This is a genomic window from Micromonospora sp. WMMD812 (assembly GCF_027497215.1).
Classification (GTDB): Bacteria; Actinomycetota; Actinomycetes; order Mycobacteriales; family Micromonosporaceae; genus Micromonospora.
Genome location: NZ_CP114904.1, coordinates 5,545,648 through 5,570,644 on the forward strand (window position 1 = coordinate 5,545,648; position 24,997 = coordinate 5,570,644).

27 protein-coding genes and 2 pseudogenes are annotated in these 24,997 nt (G+C 72.6%); 9 read left to right on the top strand and 20 right to left on the bottom strand.

From position 1 onward, the window contains the following. Positions 1 to 6 precede the first annotated feature (6 nt). From O7603_RS25695 to O7603_RS25720, 6 genes and pseudogenes are all read right to left on the bottom strand, one after another. Positions 7 to 1,830 (bottom strand): annotated as a pseudogene (locus tag O7603_RS25695) (ABC transporter ATP-binding protein); the annotation flags it as partial. Positions 1,831 to 2,078: 248 nt separating this feature from the next. Next, a complete protein-coding gene (locus O7603_RS25700; protein ID WP_281572317.1) occupies positions 2,079 to 3,929 on the bottom strand; it encodes an ABC transporter ATP-binding protein in 1,851 nt (616 codons plus the stop codon). A 37-nt stretch (positions 3,930 to 3,966) separates the two neighbouring features. Next, complete coding sequence (locus O7603_RS25705; RefSeq protein ID WP_281572318.1) at positions 3,967 to 4,479, bottom strand: methylated-DNA--[protein]-cysteine S-methyltransferase; 513 nt, start codon at positions 4,477 to 4,479, stop codon at positions 3,967 to 3,969. Further along, positions 4,476 to 5,990: an AlkA N-terminal domain-containing protein gene (locus O7603_RS25710; protein WP_281572319.1), complete on the bottom strand. Its 1,515-nt coding sequence runs from the start codon at positions 5,988 to 5,990 to the stop codon at positions 4,476 to 4,478. Before O7603_RS25710 ends, O7603_RS25705 begins: the two co-directional genes overlap by 4 nt. Before the next feature lie 120 nt (positions 5,991 to 6,110). After that, the gene (locus O7603_RS25715) at positions 6,111 to 7,433 is read right to left on the bottom strand and encodes an FAD-binding oxidoreductase (RefSeq protein WP_281572320.1); all 1,323 of its coding nucleotides are present in this window, start codon (positions 7,431 to 7,433) and stop codon (positions 6,111 to 6,113) included. After that, on the bottom strand, positions 7,430 to 8,329 hold the full coding sequence (locus tag O7603_RS25720) for an LLM class flavin-dependent oxidoreductase (RefSeq protein WP_281572321.1): 900 nt from the start codon (positions 8,327 to 8,329) through the stop codon (positions 7,430 to 7,432). The genes O7603_RS25715 and O7603_RS25720 overlap by 4 nt, the downstream gene beginning before the upstream one ends. Before the next feature lie 88 nt (positions 8,330 to 8,417). Here O7603_RS25720 and O7603_RS25725 point away from each other — a divergent pair, with 88 nt between their 5' ends. Both O7603_RS25725 and O7603_RS25730 read left to right on the top strand, forming a co-directional pair. Further along, positions 8,418 to 8,756, top strand: a complete 339-nt coding sequence (locus O7603_RS25725; RefSeq protein WP_281572322.1) for a helix-turn-helix domain-containing protein — start codon at positions 8,418 to 8,420, stop codon at positions 8,754 to 8,756. A 146-nt stretch (positions 8,757 to 8,902) separates the two neighbouring features. Next, on the top strand, positions 8,903 to 9,424 hold the full coding sequence (locus O7603_RS25730; protein ID WP_281572323.1) for a hypothetical protein: 522 nt from the start codon (positions 8,903 to 8,905) through the stop codon (positions 9,422 to 9,424). A gap of 86 nt (positions 9,425 to 9,510) precedes the next feature. Here the strand turns inward: O7603_RS25730 and O7603_RS25735 are convergent. After that, a pseudogene (locus O7603_RS25735) lies at positions 9,511 to 10,278 on the bottom strand (EamA family transporter); the annotation flags it as partial. A gap of 87 nt (positions 10,279 to 10,365) precedes the next feature. On the opposite strand from O7603_RS25735, the gene O7603_RS25740 reads away from it, so the two are divergent. After that, positions 10,366 to 10,869, top strand: coding sequence for a MarR family transcriptional regulator (locus O7603_RS25740; protein ID WP_281572324.1), 504 nt, complete (start codon positions 10,366 to 10,368; stop codon positions 10,867 to 10,869). A gap of 97 nt (positions 10,870 to 10,966) precedes the next feature. Beyond that, positions 10,967 to 11,701, top strand: coding sequence for a peptidase E (locus O7603_RS25745; protein WP_281572325.1), 735 nt, complete (start codon positions 10,967 to 10,969; stop codon positions 11,699 to 11,701). A 9-nt stretch (positions 11,702 to 11,710) separates the two neighbouring features. Here O7603_RS25745 and O7603_RS25750 read toward each other — a convergent pair whose 3' ends face one another. Next, positions 11,711 to 12,067: a hypothetical protein gene (locus tag O7603_RS25750; protein ID WP_281572326.1), complete on the bottom strand. Its 357-nt coding sequence runs from the start codon at positions 12,065 to 12,067 to the stop codon at positions 11,711 to 11,713. Positions 12,068 to 12,166: 99 nt separating this feature from the next. On the opposite strand from O7603_RS25750, the gene ychF reads away from it, so the two are divergent. Beyond that, positions 12,167 to 13,252 carry a redox-regulated ATPase YchF gene (ychF, locus tag O7603_RS25755; RefSeq protein WP_281572327.1) on the top strand — a complete coding sequence of 362 codons (1,086 nt, stop codon included), beginning with the start codon at positions 12,167 to 12,169 and terminating at the stop codon, positions 13,250 to 13,252. Positions 13,253 to 13,319: 67 nt separating this feature from the next. Here the strand turns inward: ychF and O7603_RS25760 are convergent, their stop codons facing one another. The 3 genes from O7603_RS25760 to O7603_RS25770 form a co-directional block, all read right to left on the bottom strand. Next, a complete protein-coding gene (locus O7603_RS25760; RefSeq protein ID WP_281572328.1) occupies positions 13,320 to 13,691 on the bottom strand; it encodes a nuclear transport factor 2 family protein in 372 nt (123 codons plus the stop codon). A 59-nt stretch (positions 13,692 to 13,750) separates the two neighbouring features. Then, positions 13,751 to 14,053 carry a muconolactone Delta-isomerase family protein gene (locus O7603_RS25765; protein WP_281572329.1) on the bottom strand — a complete coding sequence of 101 codons (303 nt, stop codon included), beginning with the start codon at positions 14,051 to 14,053 and terminating at the stop codon, positions 13,751 to 13,753. A 167-nt stretch (positions 14,054 to 14,220) separates the two neighbouring features. After that, positions 14,221 to 14,934 carry an SDR family oxidoreductase gene (locus O7603_RS25770; protein WP_281572330.1) on the bottom strand — a complete coding sequence of 238 codons (714 nt, stop codon included), beginning with the start codon at positions 14,932 to 14,934 and terminating at the stop codon, positions 14,221 to 14,223. Between the two features lie 238 nt (positions 14,935 to 15,172). Between O7603_RS25770 and O7603_RS25775 the strand changes: the two genes are divergently transcribed. Then, positions 15,173 to 15,793, top strand: coding sequence for a TetR/AcrR family transcriptional regulator (locus O7603_RS25775; RefSeq protein ID WP_281572331.1), 621 nt, complete (start codon positions 15,173 to 15,175; stop codon positions 15,791 to 15,793). Between the two features lie 109 nt (positions 15,794 to 15,902). Here O7603_RS25775 and O7603_RS25780 read toward each other — a convergent pair whose 3' ends face one another. The 5 genes from O7603_RS25780 to O7603_RS25800 all read right to left on the bottom strand — a co-directional run bounded on the left by O7603_RS25780 (position 15,903) and on the right by O7603_RS25800 (position 18,880). Continuing rightward, complete coding sequence (locus O7603_RS25780) at positions 15,903 to 16,376, bottom strand: SRPBCC family protein (protein ID WP_281572332.1); 474 nt, start codon at positions 16,374 to 16,376, stop codon at positions 15,903 to 15,905. Further along, positions 16,373 to 16,693, bottom strand: coding sequence for a metalloregulator ArsR/SmtB family transcription factor (locus O7603_RS25785; protein ID WP_281572333.1), 321 nt, complete (start codon positions 16,691 to 16,693; stop codon positions 16,373 to 16,375). Before O7603_RS25785 ends, O7603_RS25780 begins: the two co-directional genes overlap by 4 nt. A gap of 89 nt (positions 16,694 to 16,782) precedes the next feature. Continuing rightward, complete coding sequence (locus tag O7603_RS25790) at positions 16,783 to 17,520, bottom strand: class I SAM-dependent methyltransferase (protein WP_281572334.1); 738 nt, start codon at positions 17,518 to 17,520, stop codon at positions 16,783 to 16,785. Between the two features lie 65 nt (positions 17,521 to 17,585). Then, on the bottom strand, positions 17,586 to 17,948 hold the full coding sequence (locus tag O7603_RS25795) for a PH domain-containing protein (RefSeq protein ID WP_132347202.1): 363 nt from the start codon (positions 17,946 to 17,948) through the stop codon (positions 17,586 to 17,588). A 5-nt stretch (positions 17,949 to 17,953) separates the two neighbouring features. Continuing rightward, positions 17,954 to 18,880, bottom strand: a complete 927-nt coding sequence (locus O7603_RS25800; RefSeq protein WP_281572335.1) for a LysR family transcriptional regulator — start codon at positions 18,878 to 18,880, stop codon at positions 17,954 to 17,956. 112 nt (positions 18,881 to 18,992) lie between these two features. Between O7603_RS25800 and O7603_RS25805 the strand changes: the two genes are divergently transcribed. Next, on the top strand, positions 18,993 to 19,352 hold the full coding sequence (locus tag O7603_RS25805) for a DUF1801 domain-containing protein (protein ID WP_281572336.1): 360 nt from the start codon (positions 18,993 to 18,995) through the stop codon (positions 19,350 to 19,352). Continuing rightward, entirely contained in the window at positions 19,349 to 19,744 is a 396-nt protein-coding gene (locus tag O7603_RS25810; protein ID WP_281572337.1) for a VOC family protein, read from the top strand. Before O7603_RS25805 ends, O7603_RS25810 begins: the two co-directional genes overlap by 4 nt. A 117-nt stretch (positions 19,745 to 19,861) precedes the next feature. On the opposite strand, the gene O7603_RS25815 is transcribed toward O7603_RS25810, so the two are convergent. Beyond that, positions 19,862 to 20,167, bottom strand: a complete 306-nt coding sequence (locus tag O7603_RS25815) for a 4a-hydroxytetrahydrobiopterin dehydratase (protein ID WP_281572338.1) — start codon at positions 20,165 to 20,167, stop codon at positions 19,862 to 19,864. Positions 20,168 to 20,352: 185 nt separating this feature from the next. Here O7603_RS25815 and O7603_RS25820 point away from each other — a divergent pair, with 185 nt between their 5' ends. Next, on the top strand, positions 20,353 to 20,793 hold the full coding sequence (locus O7603_RS25820; RefSeq protein ID WP_281572339.1) for a (deoxy)nucleoside triphosphate pyrophosphohydrolase: 441 nt from the start codon (positions 20,353 to 20,355) through the stop codon (positions 20,791 to 20,793). Positions 20,794 to 20,981: 188 nt separating this feature from the next. Here the strand turns inward: O7603_RS25820 and O7603_RS25825 are convergent, their stop codons facing one another. The 3 genes from O7603_RS25825 to O7603_RS25835 are packed head-to-tail and all read right to left on the bottom strand — an operon-like array spanning position 20,982 to position 24,780. Then, positions 20,982 to 22,046: a succinate dehydrogenase/fumarate reductase iron-sulfur subunit gene (locus O7603_RS25825; RefSeq protein ID WP_281572340.1), complete on the bottom strand. Its 1,065-nt coding sequence runs from the start codon at positions 22,044 to 22,046 to the stop codon at positions 20,982 to 20,984. Next, the gene (locus O7603_RS25830) at positions 22,046 to 23,962 is read right to left on the bottom strand and encodes a fumarate reductase/succinate dehydrogenase flavoprotein subunit (protein ID WP_281572341.1); all 1,917 of its coding nucleotides are present in this window, start codon (positions 23,960 to 23,962) and stop codon (positions 22,046 to 22,048) included. The genes O7603_RS25825 and O7603_RS25830 overlap by 1 nt, the downstream gene beginning before the upstream one ends. Before the next feature lie 11 nt (positions 23,963 to 23,973). After that, positions 23,974 to 24,780 (bottom strand): hypothetical protein, encoded by an 807-nt coding sequence (locus O7603_RS25835; RefSeq protein ID WP_281572342.1) that lies wholly within the window; start codon positions 24,778 to 24,780, stop codon positions 23,974 to 23,976. Positions 24,781 to 24,997: the final 217 nt, after the last annotated feature.

Below are 24,997 nucleotides of genomic sequence, written 5' to 3' on the forward strand. Positions count from 1 at the left end.
GGTGGGTCAGCGCAGGGACTGCTGCCACTGCCGGTGCAGGTCGGCGTAGCGACCGCCGGCCTCGGCGAGCCGGTCCGGTGGGCCGTCCTCCACGATCCGGCCGCCGTCCAGGACCAGCACCCGGTCGGCGATCTCCACGGTGGAGAGCCGGTGCGCGATGACCAGGGCGGTCCGGTCGCGCAGGATGGTGCCGAGCGCCCGCTGCACCAGCCGTTCGGTCGGCACGTCCAGCGACGAGGTCGCCTCGTCGAGGATCAGCACGGTCGGGTCGGCCAGGAACGCGCGGGCGAACGCGACCAGCTGCCGCTGCCCGGCGGAGAGCCGGCCGCCGCGCCGGTGCACCTGGGTGGCGTACCCGTCGGGAAGCGCCGCGATGAAGTCGTGCGCGCCGATCGCCCGGGCCGCGTCCCGCACCGCCGCGTCGGACGCGTCCGGCCGGCCGAACCGGATGTTCTCCTCGACCGTGCCGCTGAACAGGTGGTTCTCCTGGGTGACCAGGACCACGGCCCGGCGGAGGTCGGCGTCGGCCACCGCGCGCAGGTCGACCCCGTCCAGGCTGACCGTGCCGGCGACCGGGTCGTGGAACCGCGCCACCAGCTTGGCGACGGTCGACTTGCCGGCACCGGTCGGCCCGATCAGCGCGACGGTCTGCCCGGCCGGCACGGCCAGGTCCAGGTCGGTGAGGATCGGCGTGTCCGGGCGGTAGCCGAACGAGACCCCCCGGAACGCCAGTTCGCCGCGGACGGCACCGCGGGTCAGCGGCACCGGCCGGACCGGCTCGGCGACCGCGGGCCGCTCGTCCAGCACCCCGGCCAGCTTCTCCAGCGCCGCGGTGGCGGACTGCAACGAGTTGTAGAACTGGCTCAGCTCCTGCATCGGCTCGAAGAAGCGCCGCAGATAGAGCAGGAACGCCGCGAGCACCCCGATCTCGGTGTCCCCGTGGAGGACCCGCCAGCCGCCGTAGCAGAGCACCACGGCCACGGTCACGTTCCCGATCACCTTGATGCCCGGCGAGTACGTGGCGATCAACCGGAACGCGTGCAGGCTGGCCCGGCGGTAGTCGTCGCTGAGCGCCACGAAGATGCGCTGGTTGCGCGGTTCCCGCCGGTAGGCCTGCACCGCGCGGATGCCCCGCATCGACTCGACGAAGTGGACGATGACCAGGGCCACCGCCTCCCGGGTGCGCCGGTACGCGCCGGCCGACGCCCGGGCGAACCAGCGGGACAGCCAGTAGAGGAACGGGAAGGCCAGCAGGGTCACCGCGGCCAGCGGCAGGTCCAGCCAGAGCAGGATGCCGGCCACCGACAGGATCGAGAGCGCGGCGAGCACCAGGCTGTCGATGCCGCCGTCGACCAGTTCGGCGATCGAGTCGAGGTCGCTGGTCAGCCGGGAGACCATCCGGCCGGAGGTGTACCGCTCGTGGAAGGCCACCGACAGCCGCTGGAAGTGCCCGTACACCCGGCGGCGGAGGTCGAGCAGGACGGCCTGGCCGATCCGCGCGGAGAGGGTGAGGAAGCCGCGGCGGGCCGCGTACTCGGTCAGCGACGCCGCGACGAACGCCCCGGCCACGGCGGCCAGCGGCCCGGGGTCGCCGGCCCGCAGCGGCGCGATGCCGCGGTCGATGCCGAGCATGACCAGGTACGGCCCGGCCATCGCGGCGCCGTTCTGGGCCAGCAGCAGCGCCACCGCCACGGCGAGCCGGGGCCGGTGCGGGCGCAGCAGGTCGGCCAGGAGCGCCCGGCTCCGGGCGCGGAGCCGGGCGACCGCCTCCGGCGTCGTGTCCTCGGCGCGGCTGCGGTCGGCGTCCGGGTCGGTCGCCTGTCCACGCCAGCGGGTCAGCTCCGGCTCGCCGCCGTGCGCCCCGCCGTCGCCGGGTGGTCCACCGTCGCCGTGGGGCCCGGCGCCGTCGCCGTACGCGCCGGGAGCGTCGTCCCCGCGCGCGTTCGCGAGGTCGTCCCGCGACGGCGGGGCGGTCTCGTGCCCGTGTGCCGACCGCCGGCGGTCGGGCTGTCGTAGCGGCCATCGTGACCGGCCGGGTTCGTCGCGGGACGGTCGACCACGGCCGGACGCCCGGGTCGTCACGACCGCACCAACCCACGCCCGTCCGACGGGTGGCCGGCGGCCCGCCCGGGCGCCGGCGGGCCGTCGGTCGGCGGCTCGGCGGAGAGCAGCGCCCGGTACGCCGGGACGGTGGCGAGCAGCTCCGAGTGGCGGCCGACCGCGGTGATCCGGCCGCCGTCGAGGAGCGCCACCCGGTCGGCCAGCGCGATGGTCGACGGCCGGTGCACCACCAGCAGCGCGGTCGTCTCCCGCAGCACCCGCTTCAGCGCCGCCTCCACGAGCGCCTCGGTCTGCACGTCGAGCGCGGAGAGCGGGTCGTCGAGGACGAGCAGCGCGGGCCGGCCGAGCACCGCCCGGGCCAGCGCCAGCCGCTGCCGCTGCCCGCCGGAGAGGGACAACCCCTGTTCGCCGACGCGGGTGCCCAGTCCCCACGGCAGCTCGTACGCGAAGTCGGCCTGGGCGAGCGCGAGCGCGGCCGCGACGTCCTCCTCGCCGGCCTCGGGGCGACCCAGGGTGAGGTTCTCCCGGACCGACATGGAGAAGAGCGTCGGCTCCTCGAACGCCACCCCGACCAGGCGGCGCACCGAGTCCAGCCGCAGGTCGCGCAGGTCGTGCCCGTCCAGGGTGATCCGGCCGCCGGTCACGTCGTGCAGCCGGGGCACCAGCGAGAGCAGGGTGCTCTTGCCGGAGCCGGTCGCGCCGACCAGGGCCAGCGTCTCGCCCGGTTCCACGCTCAGCTCGACGTCCCGGAGCACCGGCTCCGGCGTGCCGGGATAGCGGAACGAGACGTGCTCGAACCGGAGCCGCCCGCGCACCGCCGAGCGGACCAACGCGACCGCCGCCGGGGCGTCCACGATCTGTGGCGGGGTGTCCAGCACCTCCTGGATCCGGTCCGCGGCGGTCGCCGCCTCCTGCCCGTTCGCGATGATCCAGCCGAGGGACTGGACCGGCCAGATCAGCATCAGCTGGAGGGTGACGAACGCGACCAACTCGCCGATGGTGAGCACGCCCCGCGCCGCGGCGGCCGCCCCGGCCACCAGCACCAGCCCCAGGGTCAGGTTCGGCACCAGGTCGAGCAGCGCCGACGTGCTCGCGAGCAGCCGACCCTTGCCGACGCCGGTGTCGTGCAGCGCGCGGGCGGCGCCGGCGAACCGGGTCGCCAGCTCGGGGCCGCGGCCGTACGCCTTCATGGTCCGCAGGCCCTGCGCGGTCTCCTCGACCAGCGTGGCCACGTCGCCCTGCTGGTCCTGCATCCGGCGGGACGCGGCGTGGTAGTGCCGGGCGAACCGGCGACTGATCAGGAACAGCGGCACCGCGCTGGCCGCCACCAGCAGGCCCAGCACCGGGTGCAGCCGGATGAGCAGCACCACCACGACGGCATAGGTGACCAGGTTGAGCACGAGGAAGAGCAGGCCGAAGGAGAGGAACCGGCGGATCACCGACAGGTCGCTGGTGATCCGGGAGAGCAGTTGGCCGGACTGCCACCGGTCGTGGAAGCTGGCCGGCAGCCGTTGCAGGTGGCCGTAGACGTCGGCGCGCAGCGCCGCCTCCATGCCGACCGCGGACGAGGACTGCACCCACCGGCGGACGAAGATCAGCACAGCCTCGACGAGCCCGAGGGCCAGGGCCAGGCCGCCGAGGCGGAGCAGGCCGGCCGGGTCGTTCCGGGCGACCGGACCGTCCACGACCCGCTGCACCACGAGTGGCACGGCGATGCTCGCCCCGGTGGCGGCCAGTGCCGCGACCAGCAGCCAGCCGAACTCGGCCGCGTACGGGCGCAGGTAGTGCCGCAGCCGCCAGAGGTTGTGCACCGGGTGGGGGCCCGCGGCGACCCGGGCGGCCGGGTCGCCGTCGCTCTCCGCAGGCACTACCCGACGGTAGCCGCAAAAGTGCGGGCCGCCGGTGTCAGCTTGCCGTCAACCGCCGCTCATGACCGAGAAGCCACTTCTTCACGTCCAGCCCCCAGCGGTAGCCGCCCAGCGTCCCGTCGGTGCGCAGCACCCGGTGACACGGCACGAAGAGGGCGGCGGCGTTGCGGGCGCAGGCCGCCGCGGCGGCGCGTACGGCCAGGGGCCGGCCGGCCAGCCCGGCGAACCCGGTGTAGGTGACCGGCTCGCCCGGCTTCACCTCGCGCAGCACCTGCCAGGCGTGCGCCAGGAAGACGCCGCCGGTGTGCTGCTCGACCGGCACCCCGTCGATCGCGTCGAGGTCACCGTCGAGATAGGACCGGACGGCCGCGGTGACCGGGCCGAGGTCGCCCCGCGAACGCAGGGGCGCCCGCAGGTCGGGGTGCACCAGGGGCAGCAGCGCCTCCGGGTCCGCGGTGAAGCCGGCCGCCCGGACCGCCCCGTCCGGGCCGGTCAGGATGCTCAGCGGCCCGGCCGGGGTGGCCAGCACCGCAATGTCGATCGTGGTCATGCCGCTCTCCAGAGTCGGATCACCGCGTAGGACCGCCAGGGGCGCCAGCGGTCCGCGTACGCGTCGAGGGTCGTCGGGTCGTCGGGCAGGCCGAGCGCGGCCGCGCCGCGCCGGACCGCCAGGTCGGTGGGGAGGAGGACGTCCGGGTCGCCGAACGCGCGCATCGCGACGTAGCCCGCGGTCCAGGCGCCGATGCCGGGCAGGGCGCGCAGGCGGCGTACGGTCTCCTCGCGGTCACCGCCGGGCGCCAGGTCCAGCTCGCCCTCGGCCACCGCCCGGGCCAGCCCGCGGATCGTCTCGCGCCGCGCGGCCGGCATGCCGAACGCCTCGTCCGGCAGCCCCGCCACCTCGGCTGCGGTAGGAAATCCCCGCAGCCCACCCGCCTCTCCGAACCCGTCCGGTTGATCATGAAGTTGTTGTCGGGACACGCTACCGGCGAGCGCGACAACCTCATGATCAACAGGGGCGGTGGAGGTGGGGACGTGGGCGAGGAGGCGGGTCAGGGTCGTGCGGGCGGCCGTCACCGAGACCTGCTGGCCGACGACGGCGCGTACGGCCATCTCGAAGCCGTCCACCGAGCGGGGCAGGCGGACGCCGGGCTCGGTCGCGACAGCGGCGGCGAACGCCGGGTCCGCGGCGAGCGTCGCGTCCACCGCCACCGGGTCCGCGTCCAGGTCCAGCAGGCGCCGGCAGCGGGCCACGGCCGGGGACAGGTCCCGCAGGTCGGCCAGGTGCAGGGTGGCGGCCACGTGCCCGTCCGCCGGGGTGAGCGTCGCCTCGCCCGCGCCGTGCGGCAGCCGCAGCCCGCGCCGGTACGTGCCGTCGCGCACCTCCTCCACCCCGGGCAGGGCCCGCAGCGCGAGGAAGTCCAGCAACGCCGCCGCGTGCAGCGGCGGGCGGTACGCGAGCCGGAGCGAGATCGTCCCGGCCCCGGCCGGCGCCGAGTGCTGCCCCCGGGACCGGCGCAGCTCGCTCGGCGCCACCCCGAACACCTCCCGGACCGTGTCGTTGAACTGCCGCACACTGCCGAACCCGGCCGCGAACGCGATCTCCGCCATCCCCAGGCCGGTGGTCTCGATCAGGATCCGGGCGGTCTGCGCCCGCTGGGCCCGGGCCAGCGCGAGCGGCCCGGCGCCCATCTCGGCGCGCAGCATCCGGTGCAGGTGCCGCTCGGTGTAGCCGAGCCGGGCGGCCAGCCCGGGAATGCCGTCCCGGTCGACCACGCCGTCGGCGATCAGCCGCATCGCCCGTCCCACCACGTCGGCGCGGACGTCCCAGTGCGGCGACCCGGGCGCCGCGTCCGGGCGGCAGCGGCGGCAGGCCCGCAGGCCGGCCCCCTGTGCCGCCGCCGCGGACGGGAAGAACCGGACGTTCTGCCGCTTCGGCGTGGTGGCCGGGCAGGACGGCCGGCAGTAGATCCCGGTCGACGTCACGCCCGTGTAGAACCAGCCGTCGAACCGCTGGTCACGGCTGTCGACGGCTCGGTAGCACCGCTCGAAGTCCAACTCCACGTCACCGATGATGCTCCGCCCGGACCGGCCTCGGCTGGCGGGAATCGGACCTGGGCGTGCGGACCGCCGGAGCGTGGGTGGGGCCCGGCCGGCGCGACCGCGCCCACCGGGCCCCTGCGGTCAGCGGCGGCTCGGTTGCCGGGTGAGCAGGGCCGGCCGGAACACGCCGTCCGGGTCGTACCGCCGCCACAGCTCGGCCACGCGCCGGCCGGTCTCGCCCGGGTAGATCCGGTCGAACGCCGCCCGGTCCGGCCGCGCCTCGAAGTTCACGTACGCGCCGTCGGCCCGTGCCGCGACGCCCCGCCACGCGGCGTCCAGCGCCGTCCCGCCCTGCGGCGGAAAGACCGAGCCGACGGCGAGCGTGTCCTGGCGCCGGTGCGGGTACGCGGTGGCCCCGGGGTCCACGTCGTTGACCGCGCCGCCCACCGACCGCAGCTGGACCAGCGCCCGATTCGGCCCGGTCGCCGCCCGCATGATCGCCTGGGCGCTCCCGTCGTCCATCGTGAGCAGGCTGTTGGTGGTCGTGCTGGCCTGCTGCCCGACGTTCGGGTGCAGGTGGGCCATCGGCACGAGCGCCGCGTACGGCACCAGGTCGGTCCGGTGCTCGAGCTGCTTGCCGATCGCGAGCAGTGGCTCCACCAGCGGCCGGGTCCGGCGCAGACTCTCGGCGGCGACCACGGCGGTGATCTGCATGACGGCCGAGCGCCCGTACGGGAACAGCACCGCGGCGGTGGACAGCTCCCGGGGCGCGGCACGGAGGTATTCCGCCCACCGCCGCAGCGTGCCGCCGTCCGGCGTGGCCTCGACGGCGATCTGCGCGAGCCCGACGTTGCGCACCTCGAGCGCCTCGATCTCGAACGCGACCACGATGCCCGCCCCGGCGCCCGCGCCGCGGACCACCCAGAACAGCTCCGGCTCGTGCTCGGCGTCGGCCCGCACGACCGTCCCGTCCGCCAGCACGACCTCCACCGCCCGGACGTGGTCGATCGTCAGCCCGTACCGGCGGACCAGCCAGCCCACACCGCCCCCGGTGGCGAGGCCGCCGACGCCCACGTTGCCGTGGTCGCCGGAGCTGATCGCCAGCCCGTACGGGGCCAGCGCCTTCGCCACCATCGCCCAGCGCGCGCCCGCCTCGACCCGGACCAGCCGCGCGCGTTCGTCGAGCACGTCGATCCGGTTCAGGGCGGAGAGGTCGATGACCAGGCCGCCGTCGTTGGACGACGCGCCGGAGAGGCCGTGTCCGCCACTGCGCACGGCGATCGGCAGCCCTCGCTCCCGGGCGTAGCGGACCGCGGCGACCACCTGTGCGGTGGTCTCCGGCAGCAGCACGCCGGCGGGGGAGTGCCGTGTGGTGTACGTCGAACGGAGCTGCGCGTACCGGCGGTCGCCGGGCGTGACGAGCTTGCCGGTCAGTGGCGCGGGGAGGACCGGGTTCCGGGTCATCGCTGCTCCCTGATCTCGCGTACCTGCTCGCGGACCGCCGGGACCACCCGGTCGGTGAAGGCTCGCAGCTGTGCGCGCGGCGACATGATCGGCCAGAAGATGAACGTGTCGAAGCCGAGGTCGACCGCCCAGCGCGTGAGCGTGTCCACCCAGAGCCGCACGTCGCCGACCAGCCCGGTTCCGCCGCCCTGCGGCCCGATGGCGCCGATGACGTTGTAGATCCGGCGGATGTCCGCCGGGTTCCGGCCCGCGGCGCGCGCCGCGTCGTCGATGATCTGCTGCCGGGACGGCACGTCGGCCGGCGGCACGTAGATGTTGAGGGGCGAGATCCACCCGTCGGCGTACCGGCCGGCCACGGTGAGCATGCGCGGTCGCTGGCCGCCCAGCCAGAGCGGCACCGGCGCCGGCGGCACCGGCCCGCCGGCGTACCCCTCGACGGCGTGCTGGTCGCTCTGGAACTGGACGACGTCGCCGGCCAGGGCCCGGTGCATGATCTGCAGCGCCTCCGCGGTGTACGTGACGGTCTCCGCGCCGTCGCGCCGTGGGCCGCCCATGGCGGCGACGGCGTCCGCGCTCGGCCCCCCGCCCACGCCGAGGACGATCCGCCCGCCGGTGAGCACGCTGAGCGACGCGCCGGCCTTGGCGAGCATGGTCGGTGGGCGCAGCTGCAGGTCGGCCACGTCGGTGAGGAAGGAGATCCGGCTGGTCTCGGCGGCCAGGTGACTGATCATGGTCCAGCTGTCGAGGTGGCCGGGCTGGTAGACGTGGTCCTGGACGGCGAGGTACTCCAAGCCGCTGTCGGCGGCGGCCCGGGCCAGGTGTCGCGTCTCGTCGAGCTTGTCGGCGGACGGATCGAGGCTCAGACCGAAGGTGATCGGGTGTCGGTAGTCGGTCATGGGTCAAGCGTGGCCAGCGTCGCCCGACTGGGCAAACCCGAGGTTAGCTACTAATCTTTGATAAGTGACGAGCGCACAGGCTGCCGTGATGCGGCGATACCAGGACATCAACGACACGGGTTGCCGCGTCTTCCAGGACGCGCTCGAGCTGGTCGGCCGCCGGTGGACCGGAGCGATCCTGCTGGCCGGGCTGCGCGGCGCGCGCCGGTTCGGGGAGTACCGGGCGGCGGTGGCCGGGATCTCCGACCGGCTGCTCGCTCAGCGGCTCAAGGAGCTGGAGGCCGACGGGCTGATCGAGCGGACGGTGATCCCGACCTCCCCGGTCCAGATCACGTACGCCCCGAGCCCGGACGGGCGCGAGCTGATGACGCTCCTCCAGCCGCTGATCGACTGGAGCCACCGCCGCCGGCCCGCCGGCATCGCGTGACGTGCCGCCGCCGCGGGGCGGTGGCGCGCCCCGCGGGGGGCGGTTTCCGACCACGATCGCGCTGACCTGCGACAAGGGTTCGAACGGGCCGAAAGTGTCGGTAGTGGGCGGTACCGTCCGGCCACCAACTCAAGAAGGGTGCGGCGATGGCGAGCGTGGCGGGTCGGGGAGCGACGCGGAGCGGGCACCCTCCACTGGACCGGGCCGTCCTCCAGGAGTTCTACCGCCGGATGCGGGCGGTGGCGCCGGCCGCGGTCGGGGCGATCGAGCGCGACCTCGCCGACGATCCCGGCCGCCCGTTCGCCGACACCGCCTGCGGGCGCCTGGCCCGTTCCCTCGACGACGCGGGGTTGCGGGCCCTCGGCATGTGGGCCCACCACTGGTGCATGCGGTTCTACGACGACGACACCCGCGCGGGCCTGCGACTGGTCCGGGAGCTCGCCGGCCGGTCGGGGTTGGGCTGGACGGTCGACGAGGTGCGCTGGATGCTGCGCGAGTCGCAGGCCGCCGGCCCGGCGGCCGGCGAGCGCTTCACGCTCCCGCTCGCGGCCGCCGCCGAGCTGGCTCCCGGCGTGATCTCGCCCGACGAGTTGGCGGCCGACACCCGAGCCCCGGCCGGTTGGTCCCCGGCCGGGTCGGTCGTGCCCCGCCAGCTCCGCCGCGCCTGACCGGCCGCCCGCGGCGGGCGCTGGCCGAGTGCGGTGGCCCCGACCGCCAGGGCGAACCCGGCGAGCTGCCAGCCGGTGAACGACTGGTCCAGCGCCAGCCAGCCGAGCATCGCGGCGGTGAGCGGGCTGAGCGCGCCGAGCAGCGACACCTGGGTAACCGGCAGCAGGGCCGCACCCCGGAACCAGAGCGCGTACGCCAACGCGGTGCCGGTCAGGGTGAGCCAGGCGTACCCGGCCAGGGCGGGCAGGTCCGGCACGGGTGGGCGGCCGTCGACGGCGAGGGCGAGCGGCACCACCATCAGGCCGCCGGCGGTGAGCTGCCACGCGGTGACGGTGAGCGTGGTCACCCCGGGCGGTCGCCCCCAGCGCCGGGCCAGCACCAGCCCGGTCGCCATCGCCGCGGTGCCGGCCAGCCCGGCGGCGACGCCCACCGCGTCCAGCCCGGCGCCGGGGCGCAGCACCACGAGCGTGACGCCGACGGGCGCGACGACGGCCGCGGCCAGGGCCCGGGGGCGTTCCCCGAGCACCAGCACGGTCAGGCCGGCGACGAGCAGCGGCTGGGCCGCCCCCAGAACGGCCGCGGTGCCGCCCGGCAGTCGGTACGCGGCGAGGAAGAGCAGCGGGAAGAACGCGCCGATGTTCAGCGCGCCGAGCACCACCGACCGCCACCACCAGCTGCCGCGGGGGAGGCGTCGGGTCAGCGCGAGCAGCAGCAGTCCGGCCGGCAGCGCCCGGATCACGCCGGACCAGAGCGGTCGACCGGGCGGCAGCAACTCGGTGGTCACGAGGTAGGTCGTGCCCCAGGCGGTGGGTGCGGCGGCGGTCAGCAGCACGTCGGTCCAACGGCGGTCCATCGCAACTCCTCAGGGCTAAGTAGCTTAGTGCTAAGATACTTAAGCATGAGAGAGATGGGAAGGGCCGACGTACGGCACAATCCGGCTGTGGCGGAACGGGTGACCCGGGACGACGTGGACGGCATCGTCGCCCAGTGGCAGCGGGAGCGCCCCGGCATGCGCCCCGAACCGATGGCGGTGTTCGGCCGGATCTACCGGCTGGCCCGACTGATCGGCGACGAGCAGGAGCGGGTCTACGCGCGGTGGGGGATCGGCCGGGGCGAGTTCGACGTGCTCGCCGCGCTGCGCCGCTCCGGGACGCCGTACACCCTGGCGCCGAAGGCCCTCACCGCCTCGCTGATGCTCACCTCCGGCGGTATGACCGGCCGCCTGGACCGGCTGGAGCGCGCCGGCCTGGTGCGCCGCTCGCCGGACCCGTCCGACCGGCGTGGTCTCCAAGTCACCCTCACCGAGACCGGCCGCCAGGTGGTCGAGGAGGCCGCCGACGCGGGCCTCGCGGTGCAGCGCCGGGTACTGGACACCCTGCCGCCCGAGGATCAGGACCGCCTCGCCGACCTGCTGCGTACGCTGCTCGCCGCTGCCGGCGGGTGACGCTGAGCCCTCGATCGCCCACGTCCACGGGTGCCGACCCGACGCCCCGAGCCGGGTCCGGCAGGATGGGCGGCGGCCCTCCGACGGAAGGACGACCGTGCCTGCCAGCGAACCGACCATCCTCGCCACCAGCATGGGTTTCTTCAGCCGCCACCGCGGCCCGTACGATCTGCGACCCGGCCCGATTTTCGACCTGGGGGCCGAGCTGGCGCAGGCCGGCCCCGAGCCGCGGATCTGCTACCTGGGTCAGGCCGTGGGTGACCAGCCCACCAACCTCACCGCCATCCACGGAGCGTTCGCCGGCACCCGGTTCCGCGTGTCCCACCTGGCGCTGTTCCCGATGCCGAACGTCGACGACGTCCGCGCCCACCTGCTCGCCCAGGACGTGATCTGGGTCGGTGGCGGCAGCGTCGCCAACCTGGTCGCGGTCTGGCGGGTGCACGGGCTCGAGGAGATCCTGCACGAGTGCTGGCAGGCCGGCGTGGTGCTGGGCGGGGTGTCCGCCGGCTCGATCTGCTGGCACCGCGGCGGGGCCACCGACAGCTTCGGCCCCGAGCTGCGCCCGTTCACCGACGGGCTCGGTTGGCTGCCGTACGGCAACGGGGTGCACTACGACAGCGAGGCGCAGCGCCGGCCGCTGATCCACCGGCTCGTCGGCGACGGCACGCTGCCGGTCACCCACTGCACCGACGACGGCGTCGGCCTGGTCTACCGCGGCGACAAGCTGGTCGAGGCGGTCGCGGACCGGGACGGCGTCTCGGCGTACGAGGTCAGCCGCGCCGAGGACGGCACCGTCCGGGAGACGGTCATCGCCCCGCGCCGGCTGGGCTGACGCCGCGCGTCAGACCCGGTCCTCGAACGCCGCGCACACGGTCGCCTGCACCTGTGGCCCCTCGATCGCCCGCAGCAGCTCCCGGGTCAGCGCGATCTGGTGTGCCTCGTCGACCGTGCGGTCCGTCGGGGTGAGCTCGACCCGCCAGCGGAAGTAGAGGTAGTCGTCCCCGTCGGTGGCGGCGAGCCGCGGGTCGGCGCCCTCGTTCGGGTTGATCTCCAGCAGATTGCCGCGGACGTCCACCGAATCCCTCCGGTACGGCACCGCCTCGGGCAGCCGGGCGCGGATCAGGTCCAGCAGCTCCGTCGCCTCCAGCGGGCCGTCGACCATGATGAGGAACTGCAACGTCGTCCGCATGTCTGCCACCGTGCGGCATCGTAGGGCAACAACGGACACCGGCGGGCGGGGCGGCGCGGGTGGCACTGCGTGCCGGTGCTGGAGCGCAACGGCGTAAGCTGGCTCGTCGTGAGTCTCACCATCGGCATCGTCGGCCTGCCCAACGTGGGCAAGAGCACGCTGTTCAACGCGCTGACCAAGAACGACGTGCTCGCGGCGAACTACCCGTTCGCCACCATCGAGCCCAACGTCGGCGTCGTCGGGCTGCCTGATGAGCGGCTGGACAAGCTCGCCGAGATCTTCACCTCCCAGAAGGTGCTGCCGGCGCCCGTGTCGTTCGTCGACATCGCCGGCCTGGTGCGCGGCGCCTCGAAGGGCCAGGGCCGTGGCAACGCGTTCCTCGCGAACATCCGGGACGCCTCGGCGATCTGCCAGGTGGTCCGCGCGTTCTCCGACCCGAACGTGGTGCACGTCGATGGCAAGGTCTCGCCGGCCGACGACATCGAGACGATCAACACCGAGCTGATCCTGGCCGACATCCAGACGCTGGAGAAGGCGGTGCCGCGGCTGGAGAAGGAGGCCAAGCTCCGCAAGGACCGGGCCGCCGCCGCGACCGCCGCGAAGAAGGCCGTCGAGCTGCTGGACACCGGCGTCACCCTCTACGCGGGTGCCGCCGACGCGGGCATCGAGGTCGAGCACCTGCGCGAGCTGCACCTGCTCACCACCAAGCCGTTCCTCTACGTCTTCAACGTCGACGAGGCGGAGCTGGGCAACGCCGAGTTCCTCGACGAGCTGCGCGCCCTGGTCGCTCCGGCCGAGGCGATCTTCATGGACGCCAAGATCGAGTCGGAGCTGGTGGACCTGCCCGAGGAGGAGGCCCGCGAGCTGCTGGAGTCCATCGGGCAGAGTGAGCCGGGCCTGGACCAGTTGGTCCGGGTGGGCTTCCGCACGCTCGGGCTCCAGACGTACCTCACCGCCGGCCCCAAGGAGGCCCGGGCCTGGACGGTCCCGGTCGGCGCGACCGCGCCGGAGGCCGCCGGTGTGATCCACTCCGACTTCCAGCGCGGCTTCATCAAGGCCGAGGTCGTCTCCTACGACGACCTGGTCGCCGCCGGCAGCATGGCCGCCGCCAAGTCGGCCGGCAAGGTCCGGATCGAGGGCAAGGAGTACGTCATGCAGGACGGCGACGTCGTGGAGTTCCGCTTCAACGTCTGATCCGGCCTGTTGTCGCAGGTCAGGAGATTGATGCCGCTACCGCCAGGGGGCGGCTGCGCCCGGCTGCCTACGGTTGTCCGAGCCGCGACACCTGATAGTGGCTGATGTACCAGGCGTTGCCGATCCGGCGCACGATCACGCTGAGGGAGACGGGCAGGGCCGGCCGGTCGGTGAACGCGAAGTCGACGCTGAGGTAACCGAGGACAAGGTCGTCGGCGAGGCGCCGGGTCTCGCGGATGTCGTATGCGGCCGTCATGCCGATCGGCTGGGCGTGGTAGTACTCGGCGACGCTGCCGGGGCCGACGCCGTACGGGTGCAGGCCTTGGAAGATCGCATCGTCGGTGAAGTGCGACGCGACGCGATCGGGGTCGTGGGCGTCGACGGCGGACTTCCACTGGTCGAGGACGCCACGAAGGATCTCGGTCTCGGTGCTGGGCATGGTGGTCTCCCGTGCTGTTGAGCGGATGGGCGGAGCGCAGCGCTGAACGAGAATGGCGCTCACACGGTCGCGTCGGCCTTGCCCGGGTCGTTGGGGTGGGACTCCATGGCGGTGACCATCAGGGTCATCCACGAACGCAGCGGCAGAGTTCCGAGGACCTTCCCGTGGAGCTCGGCCTCGTCGTCGGCGCGCCACACGCCGATGCTGCGCCGCTCGCCAACCGGGCGCCACAGCCGTACCAGGTGACCGGCGGCGGCCAGCTCCTTGGCGCGGACGGCCTCGGCGGCGCGGCGGCGGCCGACCTCGGCCGGGTCGGTGCCCTCGGGGATGTTGGTGGTGATCTCGACCAGGAACTCCTTCATTGCCTTTCTCCTTTTCTGACGCCCAGGCGGGGTGCCCGGGGCCGTCGGAAGTAGTCGCGCTTACCGGTGCTGCTGAAACGGGGGGTACTGGCGGCCCGGAAACCGCGCCATCCGATGGCTCGCGGCGGTGCGGGCCGCCACCGATGCCCGAATCAGGCCCGCCTGCTTCAGCGACCGGCGCTCTGGCCGCCGTCGACGTGGAGGATCTCGCCGGTGACGAACGGGGCGTTCTCCAGATAGATCACCGCGTCGACGATGTCGCCCAGCTCGCCCATCCGGCCGATCGGGAGCAGGCTGCCGAGGGCCTCGTGCTGCTCCTCCGGGTGCATGGGGGTTTTGATGATGCCCGGTGAGACGGCGTTGGTGCGGATGCCGCGAGTGGCGTACTCGATGGCCAGGGACTTGGTGGCGGACTGCAGGCCACCCTTGGTCAGCGAGGCCAGCACGGAGGGCACGTCGGAGTTCGCGTTGTCGACCAGGCTGGAGGTGATGTTCACGATGTGGCCGCCGCCACGGGCGAGCATGTGCGTGATGGCCAGCTGGGTGATGCGGAAGAAGCCGCCCAGGTTCACGCCGACCACGGAGGCGAACTCGTCCTCGGTGTAATCGGTGAAGGGCTTCGCGACGAAGATCCCCGCATTGTTGACCAGGGTGTCGATACGGCCGAACCGCTCGATGCCGGCGGTGATGACGCGCTCGGCGGTGGCGGGGTCGGCGATGTCGCCCTGGACGGTCAAAACGTCGGCGTCGTCGGACGCGGCGACGGTACGCGAGGTGGCGACGACGGCGTAGCCGAGCTTGCGGTAGGCGGCGACCACGCCGGCGCCGATGCCCTGCGACGCACCGGTGATGACCACGACCTTCTGACCCTGGATGCTCATGATGACCTTCTCCGGGTGGTGGTGGATGCTGCCGACCGATCACTAGCCGACCGGTCGCCTATGAAGCTAGACGACCGGTCGAGCACCGTCAAGGGCGGCGGGGTGACGAGCGGCCGTCAAGATCGCCGGCTCAAATGCCCGGGTCGTGCCACTTTCTAGGGGTCCGTCCTGAGTCGGATGCGAACCCACTAGCCGACCGGTCGAGTAATCGCCAGACGACCGGTCGTACACTCGCAGCATGGGACGGAGCAGCGATGCCAGGGAGAAGATCCTCACCGCCGCGCAGTCGCTCATCGAGCTGCGCGGCTACTCTGCCCTGGGCGTGGCCGAGATCTGCAAGGCCGCAGGCGTGCCGAAGGGAAGCTTCTACTACTTCTTCGAGTCGAAGGAGGCACTCGCGCTGGCGGTCATCGACGAGCACTGGGCCAGCCAGCAGCGCGACTGGATCCGCATCCTGCGCAGCGACGCCGAGCCGCTACAGCGGCTGCGGCAGCTGTTCGAGGAGACCGAGGCCGGCCAGCGCGCCGGGCAGCAGAGCTGCGGCACCGTCTCGGGCTGCCTGTTCGGGAACCTCACCCTGGAGATGAGCAACCAGACCGAAGCCGTCCGCGCACGCCTGCAGCAGATCTTCGATGCCCAGGTCGACATGGTCGACGCGGTCATCACCGACGCCCGGGAGCGCGGCGAGGTCACCATCACCGATACCCACGAGGCCGCCCGCTCCGTCGTCGCCCAGCTCGAGGGCCAGGTGCTCTTCGCCAAGCTCTACAACAACACCCAGCGCCTCGACGCCCTGTGGATGAACTGCCTGGCCCTTCTCGGCGCCCACGCCCGTCCGGGCACGCCGGCCACCATCTGACACCTGCGGCGCGGCCGGTCACGAGGAGGCAGCGAGGGCTACGCCGGCGGCCAGGTCCACCTCGACCACGACCTCCGCGTGCGGCTCCCCGCCGTCGAACCCCTGCCGGTCAGAGCGCCGCGGCGAAGTCGCGGAGGCCACCCGGCCAGCCGCCCTCGCTGGCCACGGCGCCGCGGATTCCCTCCCAGCCCGGCCCGTGCACGTCGAGCCGGTCGTGCACCAGGTCGACCTGGGTGCCGGTGTCGGTCGGCGTGAAGGTGACGGTGACGCGGCTGCCGACCGCGTCCGGCGCGGGCGGCTTCCAGTCCGGGCCGACGAGCCAGGAGAAGGCGAAGGTGCGCGGCGGGTCCCAGGTGAGGACGCGGCCCCAGGCGCACACGTCGCCGGCGTCGTTCTCCTCCCACATCCGGCCGCCGACGTGCGGGTCGACGCCGACCTGCTTCAGCTCGCCCGGCTGGACGTGGTGGGAACGGGTCCACCAGCGGTCGATGCCGTTGGTGAACACCTCGAACGCGTGCTCGGGTGTGGCCGCGACATGAATGCTGCTGCGCACGACGGTGTCCTGATCGGTGTGTGCTGTCACGTCTTCTCCTCCGGTGGGTTCTCGGCGGCCTGTGCGAAAGCCGCCAACGCCTGGCTCCAGAACTGGTCGAAGTAGCCGCGGATCGCCGCCAGGCCCTGCGGGTCGACGGCGTGGAGGCGGCGGGTGCCCACGGCCGTCGACGAGACGAGCCCGACGTCCCGGAGCACTTTGAGGTGCTGGGAGACGGCGGGTCGGCTCACCGGGAGACCGCTCGCGATCTCCGCGACCGAGCGCGGGCCGCCGGCCAGCGACTCGAAGATGGTCCGCCGGGTCGGATCGCCGAGGGCTTCGAGCATCCGCCCTTGGTAAGTGGCCACGAACGGTAAGTCTAAACTAACTGCTAACCCTGTCAAGGGACCCACCAGCGGAGACGGGGTGTCGTGGTCGGTGACCTGTCCGTGCGGGGTCACCCGGCCCGCGCGACGACCAGGAACTCGCCGTCGCCGGCGCCCACCGCCTCCCGGCCCCAGCCGCCGAAGAGGTGTTCGACGGCGAATCCGGCCGTCCGCAGCGAGTCGCGCAGCTCCGGTTCGGTACGGAAGCGCAGGGTGGCCGAGCTGAGCAGCTCCTCGCCGTCGGGGAAGACGTAGCGGTGGACGAAGCTGACGACATCGTTCACGACGGCCGTCACCTCGGTCCACGCCCGCACCGCGCGCCCGTCCGGCAACGTGACGCGGCGCCGGGAGTCGACCGCGTTCCACCGTTCCCAGCGGCGGTCCGCGGGATCGCGGCTGTCGAAGACCAGCCGGCCGCCGGTCACCAGCGCCCGACGGAGGTCGTCGAGGGTTGCCGCCCAGTCGGCGCCGGTGACGAGGAACTGCGCCACGTGGCTGGTCAGCACCGCCACGTCGTACGCCCCGCTCGGCAGTACGGCCGAGGTGCCCTCGATCCAGGTGACGCGGTCGGCGCCCGGCTTCGCGCGGGCGGCGGCGAGGGAGGCGCGGGCCGGGTCGACGCCGGTGACGGTATGGCCGTCCGCCGCCAGGGCGAGGGTCAGCCGGCCGGTCCCGCAGCCGAGGTCGAGCACCCGGGCTCCGGGTGTCTCGCCGACCACGGCGCGGAAGAAGTCGTCGTCCCGGCCCCACGGACACTCGGCGTCGTAGACGGTGACCAGCCGAGGGTCCTCGAACTCGCCGTGCCTCATCCGCCCCCACCGGTGGGTGCCACGCCGCCGCCTCTCGTCCGCCCCGACGCGTGGCCCGGCCGCCGTCAGGAGATGTAGTGGAGGATCACATTGTGGACGTGGTGGCTCTTCTGCGCGCCACGGAATTCCACCTCGTAGGTGTGCGTGCCGACGTGGATGGCGATCGCGCCGGTGGAGAAGAACGAGCCGCCCCACGACTTGTTGCTGACCACGCTCACGCTGGTGATCTTCGAGTACGGGATGCTGGTGATCGCGTACCGCTTGCCGATGAACGAGCGGTCCTGGATGATCACGCGGCGGTCGGTGACGCCGATGAACCCGGTGCCGGTGCCGACCGCGTCGTAGACGGCGATGATCTGCTCCCCGTCCAGCAGCCCGGACTGGATCTGCTGGAGCTGCTCCTTGCGGTCATAGGTCGCGTTGGCCATGCGCCTCACGGTAGGTGGGATGCGCCAGCGGTCCGGATCGGCGCCGGCGGGCGTACGACCGAATCGCCGGCGGCCCGGACGAACTCGCGGACCCGGGCCGTGGTGTTGGTCTCCAGCCAGACCGGCCCGCGCTGGATGGGTGGAGCGTCGTGGATCGGCACGTACGCGACGTCCGGGCGGGGGTAGTAGCGCCGGGTGTGCTCGCCGACCGGGAGGACCCCGCGGCCCAGCGCCACGAGCGACAGCATCTCGGAGAACGTGTTGCCGGCCGGTCCGCGCGGCACCGGGCGACCGGACGGGGTGTGCTCCGGCGTGCGGTCCCGCTTGAACCCGAGCGAGGTCGCCGCCGGATACTGCACCACCGGGTGGTCGGCCAGCACCTCCAGGGAGACCGACTCGGCGGCGGCCAGCGGGTGCCCGGCCGGCACGGCCAGCGCCCGACCCTCCGTGAGCAGCACCGGCCCGGTCGCCATGCCGTCGAAGGGGTACGCGGCGATGAGCACGTCGACCGACCCGTCGAGCAGGCTCGGCCGGGAGTTGAACAGCTGCACCTCGCGTACCTCGACCTCACAGTCGGGGTGGCGCTCGGTGAACAGGGCGACGGCCCTGAGCAGCACGGGGGCCGTCCACTCGCCGAGGAACGCCACCCGCAACGTCCCGGTCAGCCCCCGGCCGGCGTCCACCGCCCGCGCGACCGCCTCGTCGATCCCGGCGACCAGCGGCCGGAGATCGTCGGCGAGCTGCTGGCCGATCGGGGTGAGCCGGACGACCCGGCTGGTCCGCGCGAAGAGCGGGGCGCCGATCCGGCGCTCCAGCCGCTTGATCACGTGACTGACCCGGCCGGTCGTCACCCGCAGCCGCTCGGCGGTCCGCCCGAAGTGCAGCTCGTCGGCGAGGGTCAGGAAGGTCTCGACCTCGTACCGCTCCAGCATTCCGTCGTCCCGTCGTTGAGCCAGGGTCAACGATCGTAGCCCGATCGCGTCTTGGTCCGCCTCGCCGCCCGGCGGATCGTGGAGCCGTACCCGAGCGAGAGGCACGCACATCATGAGCAGCACCATCGACGACTACCTGGCCGACCTCGACCCGCCGCTGCGGGAGATCGGCGAGAAGCTCCGGCCGGTCATCGACGAGGCCCTGCCCGGCGCCGCCGCCGCGATGTGGCACGGCCATCCGGTCTGGGGCCTCGGCGACAAGCCGGGCCAGCGGCCGGTCTGCCTGGTCAAGGCGTACGGCGCGTACGTCACCTTCGGGTTGTGGCGCGGGCAGGAGGTCGCCGACCCGGCCGGGCGGCTGACCCCGGGCGCCCGGCGGATGGCCTCGGTCAAGCTGCGTACCGTCGCCGACGTCGACCCGGCGCTCGTCACCGACTGGCTGCGTCAGGCGCGCGACCTGGAGGAGCGGTGAGCAGCGTGCGGGTCATCGGATTCGACCACCTGGTGCTCAACGTGGCCGACGTCGAACGGTCGCTGGACTTCTACTGTGGCCGCCTCGGCCTGGCGCCGGTCCGGGTCGACGAGTGGCGTGCCGGCCGGGTGCCGTTCCCCTCCGTACGCGCCAGCGCGGACACCATCATCGACCTGGTCCGCCGGGAGCGGGGTGAGTCGAACGTCGACCACTTCTGCCTCGTGGTCGCGCCGCTGGACTGGGCGGCGGTGGTCGACTCCGGGCGCTTCACGGTGCTGGAGGGGCCGGTCGGCCGGTTCGGCGCGCGGGGTTCCGCCACCTCGATCTACGTCCGCGACCCGGACGGCAACTCCGTCGAGCTTCGCTGGTATCCCCAGGACGCCGATGGTTGAGCCGGACGGGAACGGCTGAGCCGGACGGGAACGGCTGAGCCGGACGGGAACGGCTGAGCCGGACGGGAACAGCTGGGCGAGGCGCGGGCCACGGCGCCCGTCCGGCCCGTCCGGCCGTCAGGATGTGGTGACCGCCCGGTAGGCGTCCTCGATCCGAGCCGCGAGCAGGACCTCGCCCTCGGTCAACGGGCTGTTGCCGTGGCCGACCCGGATCTGGGTCTGGTCGGCCTGGCGGCTGATCTCCGGGCGCAGGTGCAGGGCGTCCGCGACCACCTTCACCCGCTCGGTGAGCGCGGCGTGCTGGCTGTCGTCGATCCGGAGGGTCCGTCGGATCTGCTCACCCTCCCTGGTCCATCCGGAGAGCAGAGTCAGCGCGTCGGAGAGGTAGTCCTGCTTCGCTCGGCCGTTGAACAGCGCACGCATCACCGCACCTCCCAGGCGCCGTTCCCGGCTTGTGGCCAAATCGTCGCCATCCCGTGTCTTGTCGGTGGCCCCTAGTCTTGCCGCCGTACGCCGCGTGTGTCCACGCCCACACTTCCGGGTTCTCCTGACCTAAGCGGCCGGTTACGGTACCCAAACCGCCGATTGATCTGGCACGCTGGACGGCCGTGCGAACCGAACGGGCGAACAGCGGCGGGCAGCCGCCGCGACGGGATCTCAAGGTGATCGTCGGCGCGGCGATCATCCGCGACGGGCGGGTGCTGGCCTGTGCGCGGTCCGCCCCGCCCGAGGTCGCGGGCATGTGGGAGTTTCCCGGCGGGAAGGTCGAGCCGGGGGAGTCCGAGACCGACGCGCTGGTCCGTGAGTGCGCCGAGGAGCTGGCCGTACGCGTGGAGATCGGCGATCGGGTCGGCCGCAACGTGAAGATGGCCCACGGCCGCTCGGTGCTGAAGGTGTACGCCGCGCGCCTGCTCGACGACGACCAGCCCCAGCCGCTGGAGCACTCGGCGCTGCGCTGGCTCTCCGCCGCCGAGCTGGACTCGGTCACCTGGCTGCCCGCCGACGCCCCCATCGTCGCCGCCCTGCGCCCCCTCCTGACGGCCGGCTGACCGCACGCCAAGGCCCACCGCCGTCAGGTTGATCATGAAGTTGTTGCCGCGACACGCCGGGCGTGGCGGCGACAACTTCATGATCAACCGTACGGGGCGCGGCGTGGTCGCGGGCGAGACGGACACCGGGCCGGAAACGGGACGAGGGCCGACGGCTGTCGCCGTGGCCCCCGTCATCGTCGACGTGGTCAGTGCTTGTCCTGCTCCGGGTGGGCGAAGTTCAGGTGCTCCGGGGGCAGCGGGAACGTGACGTCGTCGCCGAACGGCGACGGCGCGGCGGCCCGGTCGAAGGTGAGCTCCGTGAGCGGAAGCTTGCCCCGCTCGTCCACGGCGGGTGCGGTCGGGTGCGGCACCTCGCGGTGCCAGTTGACCCCGCTCTGCGCCTGCGCCTCGGCCTGAGGGTCATGCGATGCGCCCGCGTGCGAGTGCACCCCGCCGTGGCCGGCCGGGGCGGTCACCGGGCCGGCGGCCCGGGCACTGGACATGCTGGTCTGGGGCGTCTCACCCCGTCGGAAGATCTTGCTACCAAGCCACACAAGGGGATCGTACCTGCGGTCGACGACCCGTTCCTTCATGGGGATGATCCCGTTGTCGGTGATCTTGATGTGCTCGGGGCAGACCTCGGTGCAGCACTTGGTGATGTTGCAGTAGCCGAGGCCCATGTCCGACTGCGCGTACTCCTTGCGGTCGGTCCGGGCATCCAGCGGGTGCATGTCCAGCTCCGAGGCGCGGATGAAGAACCGCGGCCCGGAGAAGGCCGGCTTGTTCTCCTCGTGGTCCCGGATCACGTGACACACGTTCTGGCAGAGGAAGCACTCGATGCACTTGCGGAACTCCTGCGAGCGCTCCACGTCGACCTGCTGCATCCGGTAGTCCCCGGGCGCGACGTCCGCCGGTGGCGCGAAGGCCGGCGTCTCCCGGGCCTTCTCGTAGTTGAAGGAGACGTCCGTGACCAGGTCCCGGATGACCGGGAAGGTGCGCAGCGGCGTGACCGTGACCGTCTCGTCCTCCTCGAAGGTGGACATCCGGGTCATGCAGCCGAGCCGCGGCTTGCCGTTGATCTCCATCGAGCAGGAGCCGCACTTGCCTGCCTTGCAGTTCCACCGGCAGGCCAGGTCGGGCGCGTCGGTGGCCTGGAGACGGTGGATGACGTCGAGGACGACCTCGCCCTCGTTCACCTCGACCGTGTAGTCCTGCAGGTCGCCACCGGACTCGTCGCCCCGCCAGATGCGGAACTGCCTCTTGGTCCCCATCAGTTGCCCGCCTCCTCGGTGAGGGCGTCGAACTCCGCGAGCTCCTCGTCCGTCAGGTACTTGCCCAGCTCGGTGCGGTCGAACAGCTTGATCAGCTCCGGGCGCATCTTCGGCAGCGGCTTACGAGCCAGCCGGACCGTGTCGCCCTCCAGCGAGCAGACCAGGTTCACCCGGCGCCACTGCGGGTCCATGGCCGGGAAGTCCTCCCGGGTGTGCCCGCCGCGGGACTCCCGCCGCTCCAGCGCCGCCTTCGCGGTGCACTCCGAGACCACCAGCATGTTGCGCAGGTCCAGCGCGAGGTGCCAGCCCGGGTTGTAGCGCCGCCCGCCGGCCGCGCTGACCTTGGCCACGCGCTCGCGCAGCTCGGCGAGTCGGACCAGGGAGTCCGCCAGCTCGCCCTCCCGACGGATGATCCCGACCAGATCTCCCATGACCGCCTGGAGGTCCTGCTGCAGGGTGTACGGGTTCTCGCCGGTGTCCCGCTGCAGCGGCGCCAGCGCGGTCTCCACCGCGGCCTCGACGGCCTGCACGGCCACGGTGGGCCGGGCGGCGAGGCTGTCGGCGTACGAGGCGGCGTGGCCGCCCGCGCGCTTGCCGAAGACCAGCAGGTCGGAGAGGGAGTTGCCGCCGAGCCGGTTGGAGCCGTGCATGCCGCCGGAGACCTCGCCCGCGGCGAAGAGCCCCTGGACGTGGCCGAACGCGGCCCCGCTGTCCGGGTCCACCTCAACGCCGCCCATCACGTAGTGGCAGGTCGGGCCGACCTCCATCGGCTCGGCGGTGATGTCGACGTCGGCCAGCTCCTTGAACTGGTGGTACATCGAGGGGAGCCGGCGGCGGATCTCGTCGGCCGACTTGCGGCTCGCGATGTCCAGGAAGACGCCGCCCGCGGGGGTGCCGCGACCGGCCTTGACCTCGCTGTTGATCGCCCGGGCCACCTCGTCACGGGGCAGCAGCTCCGGCGGGCGGCGGTTGTTGTCCGGGTCGGTGTACCAGCGGTCCGCCTCCTCCTCGGTCTCCGCGTACTGCTTGCGGAAGACGTCGGGGACGTAGTCGAACATGAACCGCTTGCCCTCGGAGTTCTTCAGCACCCCGCCGTCACCGCGGACCGACTCGGTGACCAGGATGCCCTTCACCGAGGGCGGCCAGACCATGCCGGTCGGGTGGAACTGGAGGAACTCCATGTTTATCAGCGTCGCCCCGGCGCGCAGCGCGAGCGCGTGACCGTCCCCGGTGTACTCCCACGAGTTCGAGGTGACCTTGTAGGACCGGCCGACGCCGCCGGTGGCCAACACCACCGCGGGCGCCTCGAAGAGGACGAACTCGCCGGACTCCCGGTAGTAGCCGAACGCGCCGGCGATCCGGTCGCCGTCGAGCAACAGTTCGGTGATGGTGGTCTCGGCGAAGACCCGGATCCGCGCGTCGTACGAGCCGAACTCGCGCTTGTCCTCCTGCTGGAGGGAGACGATCTTTTGCTGCAGGGTCCGGATCAGCTCCAGGCCGGTGCGGTCGCCGACGTGGGCCAGCCGCGGGTACTCGTGGCCGCCGAAATTGCGCTGGGAGATCTTGCCGTCCTTGGTGCGGTCGAAGAGCGCACCGTACGTCTCCAGCTCCCAGATCCGCTGCGGCGACTCCTTCGCGTGCAGCTCGGCCATCCGGAAGTTGTTCAGGAACTTGCCGCCGCGCATCGTGTCGCGGAAGTGCACCTGCCAGCTGTCGCGGCTGTTCACGTTCCCCATCGCGGCGGCGGCGCCGCCCTCGGCCATCACCGTGTGGGCCTTGCCGAAGAGCGACTTCGAGATGATCGCGGTCTTCTTGCCGGCGAGCCGGGCCTCGATCGCCGCGCGCAGGCCGGCGCCGCCCGCGCCGATCACGACGACGTCGTAGTGGTGTCGTTCGATTCGAGTGGTAGTGGTCATGTCCAGGCCCTCTAGTTGATGAACCGCAGGTCGGGGAACCACTCGGCTGCGACCGCCATGATGTAGAAGTCGGTCAGCGCCAGGGTGCCGAGGGTGATCCAGGCCAGCTGCATGTGCCGGACGTTCAGCCAGGAGACAAGCGTCCAGGCCCGGTAGCGCACCGGGTGCTTGGAGAAGTGCTTCAGCCGGCCGCCGATGATGTGCCGGCAGGAGTGGCAGGAGATCGTGTACGCCCAGAGCATCACCACGTTGGCGATCAGGATGAGGTTGCCCAGCCCGAACCCGAAGCCCTCGGGGGAGTGGAAGGCGAGGATCGCGTCGTACGTGTTGATCAGCGAGATGATCGCGGCGGCGTAGAAGAAGTAGCGGTGCAGGTTCTGCCCGAGCAGCGGAACCCGGGTCTCCCCGCTGTAGGAGGCGTGGCCGTCCGGGACGGCGCAGGCCGGCGGCGACAGCCAGAACGACCGGTAGTACGCCTTGCGGTAGTAGTAGCAGGTGAGCCGGAAAAGCAGCAGGAACGGCAGGGTCAGCGCGGCGTCCGGGATGATCCACCAGCCGGGCAGGAACTGTCCGAAGTGCGAGGCGTTCTCGACGCACCGGTCAGTGATGCACGGGGAGTAGAACGGGGTCAGGTAGTGGTAGGCGTCCACCCAGTACCACTTGTGCATGAAGACCCGGACCGTCGCGTACGCGACCCAGGCGGTGAGCCCGACGACGGTGATCAGTGGAGCGAACCACCAGCGGTCGGTGCGCAACGTCTTCGCCGCGATGGCGGCGCGCGCCCGCGCTCCCCGCGGTCTCGTTGCCGTTGATGTCATTTCGAGTTGTCTCCTCGACGGGCCCGCACGAGCGGGCGGCTCTTTCCTCCGGTCGGCACGCGGAAGGCGAACCCGCACCCGCTTGCCACGTCATGCGCACACCAACGACCGCACCGGGCGTACCGGCGCAGCTAAGTGACACACGTTACGCCGATCTTCGCGAGCCGTCCGCGCAAGGCAGTGTCCCGTGTGTCCGAGCGCTTGGAAAGACCCTCGA